The organism is Streptomyces sp. NBC_00466, from assembly GCF_041433995.1.
GTDB lineage: Bacteria > Actinomycetota > Actinomycetes > Streptomycetales > Streptomycetaceae > Streptomyces.
Genome location: NZ_CP107896.1, coordinates 5830495 through 5845957, shown reverse-complemented (window position 1 = coordinate 5845957; position 15463 = coordinate 5830495). Strand labels below are relative to the sequence as shown.

Here is a 15463-nt window from a genome sequence, read left to right as displayed (position 1 = left end):
TGTGCGGTCACGGCCGTCCCCCGGGGTTCTGTGCGTACCGGCCCGCGGGGTTCTGTGCGTACCGGCCCGCGGGGTTCTGTGCGTACCGGCCCGCGGGGCGCGCCAGCCCCAGATGCTCGCGGAGCGTCGCGCCCGGATAGAAGCGGCGCAGCAGGCAGTGGTGCTGGAGCACCGGGACCGTGCCGTCGACGATCAGCGGGAGGTCGCGCTCCACATCGGCCGGGAGCAGATGGAAGCCGTCGGCCGCGTCCTGCTCGTACCAGTCGGCGATCAGCCGGGCGAGGCCCACCGCGTCGGCGCCGGTGTGCAGTTCGACCGGGAGCGAGACCAGGACGCGCAGCTGGTCGGGGCTGCGGCCGTGGGCGGCCGCCCGGTTCCTGATCTCCTCCCTGAACGTACGGGCGGTGAGCGGGTCGTCGGCGCGTACGAGTACGACATCGGCGTGCCGGACGGCCGCCTCGCGGGCCGCCGCACCGGTTCCGTCGACCACCGTGACGGGGTGGCCCTGGGGCGGCCTGGGCACGATGGCGGGTCCCCGGACGGAGAACGTACGGCCGGTGAAGTCGGTGTAGTGCAGCCTGTCGCGGTCGATGAAGCGGCCGGTGGCCACATCGCGGATCTCCGCGTCGTCGTCCCAGCTGTCCCACAACCTGGCCGCCACGTCGGCGACTTCGCCCGCCTCGTGCCAGAGGTCGGCGCGGGGTGCGGCGTCACGCCGTCCGAAGAGGGCGGCCTCGGCCGCGGTCTCCGACACCGCGGCGCGCCAGCCGGCCCGGCCGCGGCTGACCCAGTCCAGGGTGGCGACGGCCGACGAGACGTGGAACGGCTCGGTGTGGGTGGTGGTCACGGCCGGTACGAGGCCGATCCGTCCGGTCGCCGGCGCGACGCGGGCGAGCACGGCCGGGGCGTCGGGTCCCGGCCGTGCGAAGGAGTCGTCGAGGGTGATGAAGTCGAGGGTGCCGCGCTCGGCGAGGCGCGCGAGGCCGGTGTAGTACCCGGCGTCGTACTGCGGCCGTCCGCCGATCTCGGCGGCGAGGTGGAGGGGTCGGGACACTGGCATGGTCAGGAGTCCTTTCACAGGACCTTGGAGAGGAAGGCGCGGGTCCGCTCGTGCTCGGGGTGGTCGAGTACGGCGGCGGGCGGGCCCTGCTCCACGATCCGCCCCTCGTCCATGAAGACCACCGTGTCGGCGGCCTCCCGGGCGAAGCCGATCTCATGGGTGACGACGATCATCGTGGTGCCCCGTGCGGCCAAGTCCTTGATGACATCGAGGACTTCACCGACGAGCTCGGGGTCGAGAGCGGATGTGGGCTCGTCGAACAGGAGCAGGCTCGGCTCCAGGGCGAGCGCGCGGGCGATGGCCACCCGCTGCTGCTGTCCGCCGGAGAGCCTGCCCGGGTGGGCGGACGCCTTGTCGGCGAGTCCGACACGGGCCAGCAGCTCCGCCGCGGCCGCCTCGGCCTGCTTCCGTGGCCTCCCGAGGGCGGCCACGGGGGCTTCGGTGATGTTCTCCAGCACGGTCAGGTGCGGGAAGAGATGGAAGTTCTGGAAGACGAAGCCGATCCGGGTGCGCTGCTTGAGCACCTCGCGCTCCGGCAGTTCGTGGAGGCGGTCGCCGGAGCGGCGGTAGCCGACCAGGGCGCCGTCCACGCTGATCCAGCCGCGGTCCACCTTCTCCAGGTGGTTGATGGTCCGCAGCAGGGTCGACTTCCCCGAACCGGACGGGCCGAGAACGACGGCCACCTCACCGGTACGGACCGTCAGATCGATCCCGCGCAGCACTTCGAGAGGACCGAAACTCTTGTGCACGGACCTGATCTCGACCATGGCGGGGGCCTGGTCCGATGCGTTCGCCGGGCCGGCCTTCGTCGGGCCGGCCTTCGTCGGGCTCGCTGTCATCGTGCGGACTCCTTGAGCAAGGTGAGGGCGGCGCGCGCGGTGGCGTCGTTCTGCCGGAATGCGGGGGCGTTCGTGTGCGGCCTGGCGAAGGCGCCGGCCGAACGGGCCGTCGTGTGCGGGCCGAGTGCGAAACGCCGCGGATGCGGCCCCGTGCCGCGCTCCACGACCCGCCCGTCGGCCGGGTCCACGACGAGCAGTCCCGCCGCGCTGGACCGTGCCCCGTCCTCGTACAGCCCGTTCAGCAGGGCGCTGCGGGTGCGTGCGGGCGAGGGCGCGGGCAGCCTCGCCTCGACCAGGGCGCGGGCCTCGACGCGCTCCCCCGGAACGCTCGCGCTGCCCGCGCTGAACACACCGCGGCTCTCGTCGGCGGTGACGGTGATGCCCGCGCCGAGGAACCGCACCACACCGGCACGGGACAGGGCCAGGAGCCGGCGCAGCCGCGGGCCGGGCGGGCCCGACGCCAGATAGCTGAAGAATCCGTGCCAGCGGGCGCCGCCCTCACCGGTGTCGCCGAGGCGGGTCAACTGCCCGTAGACCGAGAGCAGTCCGAGGAACACCGCCAGGTCCGGGCTGTGCGCCGGGTCGTGGCGGCGGGTGATGCCGGCCTCGATGTGGCAGCGCAGGCTCTCCTGGAGCGCGTCGAGGGAGTCATGGCGTACGCCGTCCAGCGGCCGGTCGAGCGCCGCGGGGTCGAAGCGGTCGGCGGGGTCCGGGACGGCGTCCTCGGCCAGCGCGGCCAGTTCCGGCGCGGTGGCGGCGGCGTACTTCTCCTCGAAGACCGGCCAGTCGACGGTGGTGCGGCCGGGGTGCGCGGTGAAGAGCCGGTGGTAGTGGGCGAATCCGAGCTCCCGGTCGATGAGCGGCCGTACGTCGCGGTCGAAGTCGACCGGTCCCGGCCCGGCGAGCAGGGCGTCCACCTGCTCGGGGCCGAAGAACCGCGGCAGCGGCGGGCGTTCACCGGTCCAGCCGTAGCCGATCTTGGAGTGGTACGGCACTCCGCGCCGCGATCCGACGTACAGGACCGGCTCCCGGCCTGAGGGCAGATACTCCCCCCGTGCGTCGTACCGGCCGCCGCGCCCCTCGGTGAGGAGCACCATCAGGTCGACGAAGGCGAGGCCGAAGCCGCGGACGACGACCGGCTCACCTGCGCCGAGCACCGACAGGTCGGTGTCCGCGGTGAAGGCGGGCGGCAGGTGGACGAGCCCGTGCCGCCGGGCGAACCTGGCCAGTTCACGCTGTTCCTCGTCGGGGTCCGCGTCGAGGTGGCCGATGGTCAGCACCACCAGATCGGCGATGACCGGCTCGGCCTCCCCGTCGAGCCACACCTGCTGGCGGCCGTCGGCGGGGCCGCTGATCCGTACCGCGCGCGTCCGGTGCCGGCGTACGGCGGAGCCCGGCGGCAGCGCGGCCACGGCCTCCTCGTACACCCAGCGCAGATAGCCGCTCTGCTGCTGCCGGGTGGGGAAGGACCGTGGGTCGGCCCCGGACCACTCGGCGAAGTCAGGGCCCGGACGTACCGGGCCTTCCAGGGGCTGCGCGGATGCGTCGGTGAACATGGTGACGTCGGCCGCCATGGAGTTCATCCACAGCAGCGGGGACTGGTCCTGGCGCCAGATGCGTCCGCCGCCCGGCGGGTACGGGTCGATCAGATGGATGTCGAGCGGCCGGTTCCCGTACAGCGAGGGGGCGTTGGCGGCGAGCCGCTCCAGGAATCCGGTGCCGCGCGGACCGGCTCCGACCACCGCAACGGACGCCCTCACCGGGCACCGCGCGCGTAGTACCGCTCGATGTAGTGCTGCCCGGCGCTGAGCACCGAGGTGACGAGCGCGTACCAGAGGGTGGCGACCAGCAGCAGCGGGACGACCTGGTACGTGCGGTGGTAGACGAGCTGCACGGAGTAGAGCAGGTCCTGGACGGCGATGACGGAGACGATCGAGGTGCCCTTGAGCGTGCCGATGAGCATGTTCCCCGCGGGCGGCACGATCGACCGCATGGCCTGCGGCAGTACGATCCGCCGCAGCCTGCGCCAACGGCCCAGCCCCAGCGACTCGGCCGCCTCGGTCTGGCCGCGTCCGACGGAGAGGATGCCGCCGCGTACGACCTCTGCCGCGTACGCCGCCTCGTGCAGGGTCAGTCCGACGATGGCGACGGTGACCGGGCCGAGGAGGTCGACGGTCCGGACGCCCAGGATCTGCGGGTAGAGCGCTCCGATGTTGAACCAGAACAGCAGCTGCACCAGGATCGGTGTCGACCGGAAGAGCCAGATGTATCCCCAGCCGACCGCGCGCAGAACGGGGTTGGCGGACATCCGTGCCACGGCGACCAGGGTGCCGAGCGCGAAGCCGAGCACCATGACGGCGGCGGTGAGCCAGAGGGTCAGGCCGAGACCGCGCAGTACGGCGGTGGTGGCGAAGTAGTCACCGACGACGCCCCATTGGAAGGCGTCGTTGCGGACGACGGAGGTGAGGGCGCCGGCGAGCAGCACCAGCACGACGGCGGCCGCCGCCCACTGGCCGGTGCGGCGGACCGGCACGATGCGCGGCACCGGGCCGTCGTCGGCCGGTGGTGCCTGGGAGAGCTGGGGAAGGGTGTCTGACGACGCGGACATGAGAAGGCTCCGTGGATACAGAGATCGAACACGGTGATGCCTTCACGCGGTGCAGCAGCGGACCGAGCCCCTCAGCACGGTCCGCTGCCGAGATTACGGCGCTGTTCAGGTGCGCTGTCAAGGGTGTCCACACTGTGGGCGTTACGTCCGGCGGCAGTTGACGGGGTTACGGATGCCTGTTCCACTGAGGCCATGCATCCGCAGCAGTGGCTGGTCACGCGCTCCCACATCGACTTCGGTCGAGTGTGGTCCTCCTCCTGTTGAGCTGACCCCCGCGCTCTCCCGCTGCGCGTGCTTCCTCCGCGTATCGTCTCCGGTCTCATTTCCGCGCCCTTTCCGGGCCTCTTTCACGCGATCTCGTCCCGCGCCCGCGCCGCGGCATCGCGCTGATCCCTCACGCCTTCACCCGCGCAGCGCTTTCCCCACCACTCCCCTCGCGTTTTCCCCTGTCCACCTGTCCCTGTGGGCCCCTCCGCCGTTCCCTCCTGCCCTGTCGCGCCGGCGATCCGGTGGTTTCGTGAACCCGTGACTCCATCATGCGCGGTTCGCGGACCAGGGCCGGAACGGCGGTCGTGCCGTGCGCATCTGGAGAAACCGACGTCATGAGCAAGACCCGAAGAGGCGCTGCCTCAGCCCTGATCACCGCGGCCGCCCTGGCCCTGACGGCCTGCGGATCGGGCGACCCGGCGGCCACCGGCGGCGGCTCGAAGTCCGTGGCGAAGTCGGCCGCACTCCCGACCCGCGACGTGGTGTCGGACGTCCGCCCGGACCGGGCGGCCGTCGCGCTGCTCCCCGCCGACGTACGGAAAGGGGGCACGCTCACCCTGGCGACCGCCGTCGGCGGAGCCCCGCCCGGCACCAGTTATCTGCCCGACGGCAGGACCATGGTGGGCCAGGACATCGACTTCGCGGACGCCGCCGCGAGGACGCTCGGTCTGAGGCTGAAACGCCAGGCCGCCGGTTTCGAGACGATTCTGCCCGCGCTCGACAGCGGCAAATTCGACCTGGGCGTGGGCAATTTCGGGGTGACCGACGAGCGCCGCAAGGTGATCGACTTCGTCACGTACATCAACGACGGCCAGGGCTTCGCCGTACGCAAGGACAGCGGTCTGGGCAAGGTCACCGATCTGACGCAGTTGTGCGGCCTGAAGGTGGCGACCGGCGCGGGCACCACGTTCGAGGCGACACTCGATGCGGCGAAGAAGCGGTGCGCGGCGGCGGGTAAGAAGGATTACCAGGTCCAGACGTATGCGGACTCCGCCGCGCTCTGGGGCTCGCTCCAGCAGGGCCGCAGCGATGTGGTGATGTCGACGATCAACGGCCTGCGCTTCGCCGTCGAACAGCAGCCGGGGCTGAAGTTCCTCAATGAGTTCCACCGGCTCGATGTCGGATTCGCCTTCAAGAAGGGGACCCCGCTGGCGCCTGCCTTCCGGGCCGCGGTGAACCAGCTGATCAAGGACGGTACATACCGGCGCATTCTGAAGAAGTGGGGCACCGTCCCGTCCGGGATCAAGGAGTCGCGGATCTCACCGCCGGAGATCAGATAGCCGCGCCGCACCGCTGACGGCGCACACCACTGACGGCGCCTCACTGCTGGCGACGCACACCACTGACGGCGCCGCACTACTGTCCGCCCACACCACTGGCGGCCGAGGTCAGCAGCCGTCGCAGGGGCAGCAGCAGTCACAGCCGTCACAGTCGCAGCCGCTGCAGTCGCACCCACCGCAGTCACAGCCACTGCAGTCACCGCAGTCGCAGTCGTTGCAGCAGCCCTCGCGCTTGCGGCCCGACCAAGGGCCCTCGAACTCGGATGAGCAGCAGACCCGGCAGGTGCAGCAGAGCCCGGCTGCGACGGCGCACCCCGCCAGGAAGCCCCGCTTGGGGCCGCCCTGGTGACCGTGCCCGTCGTGGCCGCCGGGCCCGCCCGGACCGCCGTGTTCCGGCGCATCGGGGCCGAATCCCGGCGGCGGCGGGCCGAACGGTCCGGGCGCCTGGTGCGCGCAGCTCCCGCCGAACGCCCGGTCCACCGAGCGCCTGAGTTCATGGGCGAGCAGCACATGTGCCAGCCGGTCGTCCGCGAATTCGGCATCCCGCAGCGCGAGACGTATCCCGTGCAGGGCGTCGTCGCACAGCCTGCGGGCCTCTTCGAGGGAGGTGCCGGTCGCGGCCAGCGGGTTCCAGGCGCCCGACGCGGCGTCAGCTTCCCTGTCCTCCACGGCGTCCAGCAGATGGGCCAGTCTCCCGAAGAGCCGGCCGGCCTCGGCGAGCGGCGGCCCGTTCCGCGGTCGCCCGGCGAGTACGGCGGTGTGCGCGAAGGCCGCAGCGGTGGCGGTCTCGGTCGGCTCGGTGACGGTGAGCAGGGGTGTGCCGGGTCCGGCGAGCGCCTCGATCCCGCTCTGCCGGTCGACGGCGTCGACCAGGAGCGCGGTGTCGAACCCGAGATCGGCGCCGGTCCGCGCACCGGCGCGGTCCCAGCGGGCGGCGACGCGGCGGGCCGCGGCGGCGACCGGCCTGCGCGCCAGGAGCCCGTCGCGGTCGGCGACATGGTCCCGCATCTTCGCCGATGCCAGCACCAGGGATACGGCGGCCGCGAGCCGGGCGCCCTCGCCCCGCGCGACAGGTGCGGTGCGCATCCCGCGCAGCGGACAGGGGCCGGCGGTGCGCCGCTGGCCGGTGGAGCGCTCCGTCTGAGCCTCCGTCAGCACGGAGACGATCAGGCCGTCGTAGTTGGTGGCGACCCGGGCGAACTGGCCGTGATCGCCGCGCAGCGCCAGACAGAGCCCGCAGAGATGTGCCATCCACTCCGCTTTCAGGCCCTCGGAGAGGCGGTGCGTACAGGGCCTGACGATTCCGAACACAGCGCTCCCCCGAGCCTCGTTCACCGGTGCCGGACGGTGCGTGACGGCGCCTCAGGCATCGTAGCGAGCGGCTCTCTCACCCGTACGACCCCACCGTCACCCATACGGCTGGAGACATCCTATTTTCATTCTGTCAGCAGTCGTACGTAGGAAGAATCCTGACGAACCGCCACAACTTCTGCACCAGTAACGTCACGAATGCCCTGCACGCCGACTATCCACTTGGCGAACGATCCACATCATGGACGACGATAGGGGTGCGGAACGCAGAAGGACCGCGGCGAAAGGAGGCGTCCATGGGATCGGTACGCAAGGCGAGTGCCTGGCTGGGGCTCGTCGAGGACAACGAAGACCGCTACTACGACGACGATTACACGGAGGGCGCCGACTCCCCGGCCCCGGCCGAGGCATGGGTGACCGACCCCAGGGTCAGGGTCGCCGCCGAAGCGGGGGAGGCGAGGAGCCGGCGGATCGCGACGATCACGCCCGACAGCTTCCGGGACGCCCGTGCCATCGGCGAGATGTTCCGGGACGGGGTCCCGGTGATCGTCAACCTCACGTCCATGGAGCCCGCCGACGCCAAGCGCGTGGTGGACTTCGCCGCCGGGCTGATCTTCGGGCTGCGCGGCTCGATCGACCGCGTGGCCAACCGGGTCTTCCTGCTGACCCCGTCCGACACGAAGATCGTGAGCGGAGAGGCCGCGGGCCGGTCCACCGAGGGCGGCTTCTTCAACCAGAGCTGAGCCGGGACGGGGCCCGGCAGTGCTCCGGGGACCACCCCCGGAGCACGGAGCGACCGGGACCGGGCGGGGCCGGCCGGCGGGTCCGGATCTACCGGAACGCGTCGAGACCGGTGAGCGCCTTGCCCAGCACCAGCTGGTGCATCTCGACGGTGCCCTCGTACGTCAGCACCGACTCCAGGTTGGTCGCGTGCCGCATCACCGGGTACTCCAGCGAGATCCCGTTGGCGCCCAGGATCGTCCGCGAGGTGCGGCAGATCCCGATCGCCTCGCGCACGTTGTTGAGCTTCCCGAGGCTGACCTGTTCGGGCCGGAGCCTGCCGGCGTCCATCCGCCGGCCGAGGTGGTGCGCGAGCAGGATGCCCTTGTGCAGTTCGACCGCCATGTCGGCCAGCTTGGCCTGGGTCAGCTGGAAGCCGCCGATCGGCCTGCCGAACTGCTCGCGGGTCCTGGAGTAGTCGAGCGCGGCCTCGAAGCTGGCGCGGGCGGCGCCCATCGCGCCCCAGACGATCCCGTACCTGGCGTGGCTCAGACAGCTCAGCGGTCCCTTGAGTCCGGTGACCCCCGGCAGTACCGCGTCGGCCGGGAGCCGGACCTCGTCGAGGACGAGCTCGCTGGTGACCGAGGCACGCAGCGACCACTTGTGCTTGATCTCGGGGGCCGAGAACCCGGCGGTGTCGGTGGGGACGACGAAACCGCGTACACCCTCGTCCGTCTGCGCCCAGACCACGGCGACGCCCGCCACCGAGCCATTGGTGATCCACATCTTGCGGCCGGTCAGCACCCAGTCGCCGCCGCTCCGCTTCGCGTACGTCAGCATTCCGGCCGGGTCCGAGCCGTGGTCGGGCTCGGTGAGGCCGAAGCAGCCGATGACCTCACCGGCCGCCATGCCGGGCAGCCACCGCTGCTTCTGCTCTTCGGAGCCGAAGCGGTGGATCGCGTACATCGCGAGGGATCCCTGTACGGAGACCAGCGAGCGGATACCGGAGTCGGCGGCCTCCAGCTCCAGGCAGGCGAGGCCGTACTGGACGGCGGTGGCGCCCGCGCAGCCGTACCCGTCGAGCGACATGCCCAGCGCGCCGAGAGAGCCCAGTTCGCGGGCCAGCTCACGGATGCCGGGCAGCTCCCCCTTCTCGTACCACTCCGCGATGTGCGGCAGGACCCGGTCGGCGGCCCAGGCGCGGACGGTGCCGCGGATCGCGAGATCCTCGTCGCCGAGCAGGTCGTCCAGGCCGATGGGGTCGGCGGCGTCGAAGGGTGGCAGCTTGGACGGTGCGGACATGGGGGTGCCTCCGGCGGCTCGCACGGACAACGGATAAAACTAGCAGTGTTAGCTACGGGATGCCGCTGACGTTACGGCTCAGCGTCCCGGTCGTCCAGACCCGGCCGCATCGGCGGACACCTGGCGCGCCAGGGCGGGGGCGGGCACCTTCGGCAGGGCCTCCCGGGCCCGCCCGTCCGCCGGCTGCCCGACGGCCGCGCGGCCCTCTTCCTCCTGTTCCGGCTGTTGCACGCGTGACCCGTCGGCGCGCTCGCACTCCCCTGGCAGGGCCGCGCACTCCATCACCCGGGGCAGCCGCAGCGCGGCGACCGCACCGAGCAGCAGCAGTCCGGCGCTGACCAGGAGGGTGACGTGCAGCCCGTGGACGAAGGCGTCGCGGGCGGCCCTGCGCAGCGCCGCCCCGGCGGGGCCGCCGAGCCGGGCGGCCACCTGATACGCCTCCCCCAGCGAGTTGGCGGCCTGGTGGCTCGCCCGCGCCGGAACCCCGGACACCGAACGGAGCGACGGTCCGTAGGCCGCGTTCATGACACTGCCGAGCAGCGCTATACCCATACCGGCGCCCAGCTGGTACGAGGTCTCGCCGATCGCCGCCGCACCGCCCGCCCGGTCGGCGGGCGCCTCGCTGAGCATCGACTCGTACGCCCCGAAGAGCGTGGCCTGCAGTCCGAAGCCGAGCAGTACGAAGGCGACGGTCAGCAGCGGCGGATCGTCGTGGGATCCCATCCCGACCAGGCAGAGCACGGCGACCGCGGTCAGTACGAACCCGGAGCCGACCATCCGGCGCGGTCCGACGCGGCGCAGCACGGAAGAGCCCATCGCCCCGGAGGTGATGGCGGCGAAGGTGAGCGGAAGCAGCCGCAGGCCGGTCGCGAGCGGGCTGAGGCCGAGCACCAGTTGCAGGTACTGGACGGCGATCAGCTCCAGGCCGACCAGCGCCAGCATGGCCAGGACGATGCAGCCGACCGCCGTGGTGAAGGTGGGCCGGGAGAACATCCGGATGTCGATGAGCGGATGCTCCCGGCTCCGCTGCCGCCGGACGAAGAGCACCAGCAGCACGGCGCCCGCGACGAGCGGCGCGAGCGTCTCGACGCCGATGACCCCTTCGCCGCCACCGATGCGCTTCACGCCGAAGACGACGCCGAGTACGCCGACGGCCGCCATCAGCGCGCCGACAACGTCCCAGGGACCGTCCGTGCCGCCCCGCGACTCGGGCAGCACCCAGCGGGCCAGCGGCAGCAGCACCGCCATCAGCGGGAGGTTGATCAGGAAGACCGAGCCCCACCAGAAGTGCTCCACGAGGAATCCGCCGAGGACCGGGCCGATGGCGGCGCCGACCGCGGCGACCGCGGTCCAGACCCCGATCGCGACGGCGCGTTCACGGCGGTCGGGGAAAACGGCCCGGAGGACGGACAGCGTCGCGGGCATGATCATCGCGCCGCCGACACCGAGCAGGGCGCGGGCCCCGATCAGGATCCCGGGGGTGGCGGAGAAAGCCGCGACGGCCGAGGCCGCGCCGAACAGCCCGTATCCGATCAGCAGGACGCGGCGGCGGCCCACTCGGTCGCCGAGCGTGCCGAAGAGGATCAGCAGTGCGGCGCAGACCAGCGGATAGGCGTCGACGATCCAGAGCAGCTGGACGGCGCCGGGGCGCAGGTCCTCGGTGAGCGCGGGGACCGCGACATGCAGGACGGTCGCGTCGAGCGCGACGAGCAGCAGGCTGACGCACAGGACGACGAGAACGACCCAGCGGTTGGCGCCGGCCGCGACGGCGACGCGGGGGCGCCTGCCGACTGTGGACGTCCCTGACATGCGCGTACCTCCCACAACAGTGTGTCCCTCGCGCTCGGCGGACCCGGGGGGCGTACGACTCCGGGGCCCGGCTTCGACGGGCGAGTGAGCCGTCAGAGTACGCGACACCTCGCGCAGGTCACGTGGCCCATGTCACCTCCCGGGGCACTGGTCCGTGCCCGCGCGGTACCCGCTCAAACGATCTTCCGGGGGCGACGGCGCGGCAGCGGCAGCCGGAAGTAAATACCGAACGCATACCGCAAAACTCTTTACCAGAGGGCCGATAACACGAGCGTAAGGGCCTTCTTGCATATAACGAGACCCCCGAACCGCTATTCGACATTTCGTTGGAATAAACAAGCGGGTGAGACATAGTCCACATCACATCGTCATCACAAAGAGACCGGATCGGCCAGCCTTGTCACTCACTCGCTGTAACGTCGATTGAGTGCGTATCGACCGAATCTTTACCCGCCTGGACCGGGAGCCGGAACCGCCGAAGCTAGAGATTCCGCGGATGAGCCGGACCCGGATCGCCCTGCTCGGCTCGACGCTGGCCTTCTACCTGGCCATCGTCGTCGCAGTGCTGTCCACGTCCTGGCTCGTGGCACTGGACTGGAAGGTCATGCTCTTCCGGCCGTACCAGCAGTGGCCCCAGCTGCATGCCTTCCTCGACTACTTCGTGGTGCTCGGCCAGCGCGGACCCACCGCGGTGATGGTCGCGGCCTGGCTAGGCTGGCGCTCCTGGCGGCAGCACACCCTCAGACCCCTGCTGACCCTCGGCGCAGCCCTGCTGCTGCTGAACATCACAGTGGGCGCGGTCAAGCTCGGCCTCGGCCGCCTCGGCCCGCACTACGCCACCCAGATCGGCTCGGCCGAGCTCTTCGCCGGCGGCGATATATTTCCCTCGGGTCACACCGCCAATGCCGTCGTGACCTGGGGAATCCTGGCCTATCTGGCCACCACCCCGCTGGCCAGGCGCTGGCTCTCGGTGGGCTCGGCCGCACTGGCCCTGGGCGTCGGGGCCACCACGGTCTACCTCGGTACGCACTGGCTGAGCGATGTGCTGCTCGGCTGGGCCGCCGGGCTGCTGGTCCTGCTGGGCCTCCCCTGGTTCGAGCCGCTGATCGGCCGCACCGAGGCCGCGGTCTTCGCGGTGCGCGAGAAGCTGCGCGCCGCCCGCCGCAGGCCCGCCGCGCCCGCGCCCGTACCGGTCGACGTCCAGCCCGCGCTGTTCCCGCACGGCCATCCGCGGGCCGAGGGCTCCGACGAGGAGAGCCAGCCGCTGGAGCCTGTGGGCATCGCGGGACGCTCCTCCGGTGCGCCGAGGAGCAGCACACACCCCACCTCGCTCCAGCGGGCGCACGGCCCCCGCTCGGACCGCACACCCGTCACTCCGGCCGGCAGCCGCCGTCCCCCGCACGCCGACCGCACCCCGCGCACCGGCCAGACACGGCCGGTCCCGGGCGGCTCCACCTGACAGCGGAGGCGGTACGCACGGACTCCCCCGCAGTACGAAGGCCCCGGCCCGGGATCGTCTCCCCGGCCGGGGCCTTCGTACGTGCGGACGGGCGCGCCGCCGCACCGGCGGACGCGGGGATCAGCCCGGCCAGCAGCGGACGACCTTCCCCCCGTCGACCTCGAAGTTGAGCCGGCCCGACAGGAACTCCATGGTGATGACCGTGCCCGTGGGCAGCGCTCTCACGGTGGACCAGCCGCGTTCCCTGGCCAGCTGCCGGGCGAGCTCCTCGTCGAGGCCGACATAGCTGTCGGGGGCGTCGTCGGGCTGTACGGGAGGGGTCGGAATGGGTGCCATGACACCCACCGTAGGCCCCGTGCCGGGGTGGCGGAAGGCCGGCGGGGCCGGTGTCAGGACCACGCCGGCATCGGGCTGCTGTCACATTTCTGTCACAGCGACAACACACCTGTTCGGCCGTGGTCCGTCACCCGAAGGGGTGTTCCGTACATGCCGAATCTTCATTGCACTCAAGGTGATCCGCGGGCTGATTACCGCCCCCGAATTGTGCGGGAACCGGACCGCACACGGGCGCCGAATTTCCGGTGAATAGAGCGGGGAGGAAAATAGCAGGAACCCGTTTGATTCACGAATTCCCTACAGAATCCGCACCACCGGGATCCGTGCCCCTCAGCCCTTCGGCGCGTCGAGCCGCACGCTGAGGTCGTTGTCCACCGTGTAGTACGGCGTGGCCGTGGCAGCCCGCACCGCGCCGTCGCCGCACGGCGAACCGGGGTAGACGAAGACGGACTTGCGGTCGGCGATGTCGTCGAGGATCCGGCTGATCCGGACGCCCGGAACGCCCCCCTCCGCACCCGCCGGCAGCAGCCACAGGTCCCAGAGCCGGGCCCCTTCGCCGTCGCCCGCGGCCAGCGGCTCGTAACGCAGCGTGCAGCTGAACGCTCCGTCCCCGCCGGCCCGCGCGGGCTCCCGGTGCACCTGTCCCGGTGCGCCGCGCAGTCTCGCCTCGACCACCGCGTCCGCACCGAGCTCCGCCCCGTACAGCTGCCCCCGCACGGTCAGCGCACCCGCCCGCACGGTGAGCTCACCGGCTTCCGCGTGCGGTGAGCGGGACCAGCTGCGGATCGCGAGCGTCCCGTCGGCCGTGCGGTACGGGACGCGGGCGACCACCGTCGTGGCCGCCGCAGGCGGTGTGCGGTCGGTCAGCTTCCGCAGGTCCCTGAGACCCGGTTCGACACGCTGCTCGCCGGCCGGTCCGCCCTCCGCGAAGACGTCCCAGCGCCCCTCGGCGAGCTCAGCGGCGGCCTCCAGGACCGCGGACGGCCGTCCGCCCGGGGACTCCGTGAGCGCCAGCCGGACCCGGTCGCCGGACTTGCGCCGCTTCAGTACCAGTCCGGTCGGGCCGGCCGCCGCGACGGCGAAGCCGATGGTTCCGTCGGCGCCGGCCGTGCAGTCGACCGCGTACGGCAGCCGGTCCTCGCTGGTCCCTGTCATGCGGCCCTCCTCCTTCGCACCGCACCGGAGATCCGGTGCCGCAGTCCGTACGCCCTGCTCCCGGCCGTGCCGCGGGCGCGCAGCAGTCCTTCGCCCAGCGCGCCGCGGGACGGCCCGCCGCCGTGCCCGGCGGCCAGTTCGGTGAAGAGGGCCTCGTGCCGTGCCGCGACCGGCGCCGGGTCGAAGCGCGCCGAGCTGTCGCGCGCGGCCCTGCCCATCCCGGCCCGCAGGGCGTCGTCCTCGATCAGTTCGAGCAGGGCCGACGCGATGGCCTTGGTGTCGCCCACGGGCACCAGCCGCCCGTCGACGCCGTCGCTGATGATCTCGCGGGGACCGTGCGGGCAGTCGGTGGAGACCACCGGCAGCCCGGAGCGCATCGCCTCGACGAGCGACATACCGAAGGACTCCAGGCGCGAAGTGACGGCGGCCACCGAACCCTTGACCCACTCGGACTCGATCGGGTTGGCCGGGCCCATCAGGAACACGTGGTTGTACAGACCGAGTTCATCGATCAGGGCGCGCAGGGCCTTCTTCTCGTTGCCGCTGGCGTCGCCGCTGCCGTAGATCCGCAGCCGCCAGTCCGGGCGGACCTCCACCACCTGCCCGAAGGCCCGGATCAGCAGGTCGAACCGCTTGGTCTCGGTCAGCCGGCCCGCTGCCACGACCCACTTCGCCGTGGTGTCGGAGACCGGGAGAAGCGGCTCGGGAACGCTGTTGGGGATGGCGTCGATCCGCAGGCCGGGGAGGGCCAGCCCGGTGCGGTACGCGTGTGCGTCGGCCTCGGAGACCGTGGTGACCGCGTCCAGCAGACCGTAGCGGTACCTGATCTCGCGGCGCAGCAGGGCGTTGTGGCTGTCGAGCGTGAGGTGCTCCTGGCCGACCCGGACCGGTCCGCGCCGTGCCTGGCGGGCGATCTGCACATTGATCCCCGGACGCGTGCCGACGATCACGTCGGCCTCCAGGGACTTCAGATATCCGGCGATCCGGGTGTCCGTGAGCCGGCTGTACTGGCGGTACCGGTTGTCGCCCCGGGGAAAGACGGTGGCCGGCCCGGCGTGCTCCGGATCGTCCCCGGCGTAGTCCGCGCTGCCCTTGCGCATATCGAGGAGATGGCTCATCCGTACGCCGTCCGGAGCGCCCAGCGTCGGCCGGTCGAGGTGCCGGAAGACGGACACGATCTCCACGTCGTGCTGCTGGGCCAGCGTCCCGGCCAGCGTGAAGGTGGTCCGGATCGTGCCGCCGATGCCGTAGGCGTTGTGGAGCATGAAAGTGATGTGCATGTCGCCGTCGTGTCCCCCGCGTTGCCGCCGTGTGCCC

General features: G+C 71.7%; 13 protein-coding genes. 3 read left to right on the top strand and 10 right to left on the bottom strand.

The genetic code is table 11. From position 1 onward, the window contains the following. Window positions 1-7: 7 nt before the first annotated feature. From OG210_RS26285 to OG210_RS26270, 4 genes are all read right to left on the bottom strand, one after another. On the bottom strand, window positions 8-1060 hold the full coding sequence (locus tag OG210_RS26285) for an LLM class flavin-dependent oxidoreductase (protein ID WP_328325148.1): 1053 nt from the start codon (window positions 1058-1060) through the stop codon (window positions 8-10). A gap of 14 nt (window positions 1061-1074) precedes the next feature. Next, entirely contained in the window at window positions 1075-1827 is a 753-nt protein-coding gene (locus OG210_RS26280; protein ID WP_328335357.1) for an amino acid ABC transporter ATP-binding protein, read from the bottom strand. A 68-nt stretch (window positions 1828-1895) separates the two neighbouring features. After that, window positions 1896-3659 carry an FAD/NAD(P)-binding protein gene (locus OG210_RS26275; protein ID WP_328325150.1) on the bottom strand — a complete coding sequence of 588 codons (1764 nt, stop codon included), beginning with the start codon at window positions 3657-3659 and terminating at the stop codon, window positions 1896-1898. Next, on the bottom strand, window positions 3656-4507 hold the full coding sequence (locus OG210_RS26270) for an amino acid ABC transporter permease (protein ID WP_328325152.1): 852 nt from the start codon (window positions 4505-4507) through the stop codon (window positions 3656-3658). Before OG210_RS26270 ends, OG210_RS26275 begins: the two co-directional genes overlap by 4 nt. Before the next feature lie 602 nt (window positions 4508-5109). Between OG210_RS26270 and OG210_RS26265 the strand changes: the two genes are divergently transcribed. Continuing rightward, window positions 5110-6054 (top strand): ABC transporter substrate-binding protein, encoded by a 945-nt coding sequence (locus tag OG210_RS26265; protein ID WP_328325154.1) that lies wholly within the window; start codon window positions 5110-5112, stop codon window positions 6052-6054. Between the two features lie 108 nt (window positions 6055-6162). Here OG210_RS26265 and OG210_RS26260 read toward each other — a convergent pair whose 3' ends face one another. After that, window positions 6163-7365 carry a DUF5685 family protein gene (locus tag OG210_RS26260; RefSeq protein ID WP_328325156.1) on the bottom strand — a complete coding sequence of 401 codons (1203 nt, stop codon included), beginning with the start codon at window positions 7363-7365 and terminating at the stop codon, window positions 6163-6165. Window positions 7366-7661: 296 nt separating this feature from the next. On the opposite strand from OG210_RS26260, the gene OG210_RS26255 reads away from it, so the two are divergent. Then, entirely contained in the window at window positions 7662-8108 is a 447-nt protein-coding gene (locus OG210_RS26255; RefSeq protein ID WP_371538947.1) for a cell division protein SepF, read from the top strand. An 88-nt stretch (window positions 8109-8196) separates the two neighbouring features. On the opposite strand, the gene OG210_RS26250 is transcribed toward OG210_RS26255, so the two are convergent. Together OG210_RS26250 and OG210_RS26245 are read right to left on the bottom strand one after the other, a co-directional pair. After that, a complete protein-coding gene (locus OG210_RS26250; RefSeq protein WP_371538944.1) occupies window positions 8197-9387 on the bottom strand; it encodes an acyl-CoA dehydrogenase family protein in 1191 nt (396 codons plus the stop codon). A 78-nt stretch (window positions 9388-9465) separates the two neighbouring features. Further along, on the bottom strand, window positions 9466-11196 hold the full coding sequence (locus tag OG210_RS26245) for an MFS transporter (protein ID WP_328325162.1): 1731 nt from the start codon (window positions 11194-11196) through the stop codon (window positions 9466-9468). 427 nt (window positions 11197-11623) lie between these two features. On the opposite strand from OG210_RS26245, the gene OG210_RS26240 reads away from it, so the two are divergent. Beyond that, window positions 11624-12655, top strand: a complete 1032-nt coding sequence (locus OG210_RS26240) for a phosphatase PAP2 family protein (RefSeq protein WP_328325164.1) — start codon at window positions 11624-11626, stop codon at window positions 12653-12655. A gap of 120 nt (window positions 12656-12775) precedes the next feature. On the opposite strand, the gene OG210_RS26235 is transcribed toward OG210_RS26240, so the two are convergent. From OG210_RS26235 to OG210_RS26225, 3 genes are all read right to left on the bottom strand, one after another. After that, window positions 12776-12991, bottom strand: a complete 216-nt coding sequence (locus OG210_RS26235) for an I78 family peptidase inhibitor (protein WP_328325166.1) — start codon at window positions 12989-12991, stop codon at window positions 12776-12778. A 330-nt stretch (window positions 12992-13321) separates the two neighbouring features. Next, entirely contained in the window at window positions 13322-14146 is an 825-nt protein-coding gene (locus OG210_RS26230; protein WP_371538940.1) for a transferase, read from the bottom strand. Then, window positions 14143-15426: a glycosyltransferase family 4 protein gene (locus OG210_RS26225; RefSeq protein ID WP_328325168.1), complete on the bottom strand. Its 1284-nt coding sequence runs from the start codon at window positions 15424-15426 to the stop codon at window positions 14143-14145. Before OG210_RS26225 ends, OG210_RS26230 begins: the two co-directional genes overlap by 4 nt. Window positions 15427-15463: the final 37 nt, after the last annotated feature.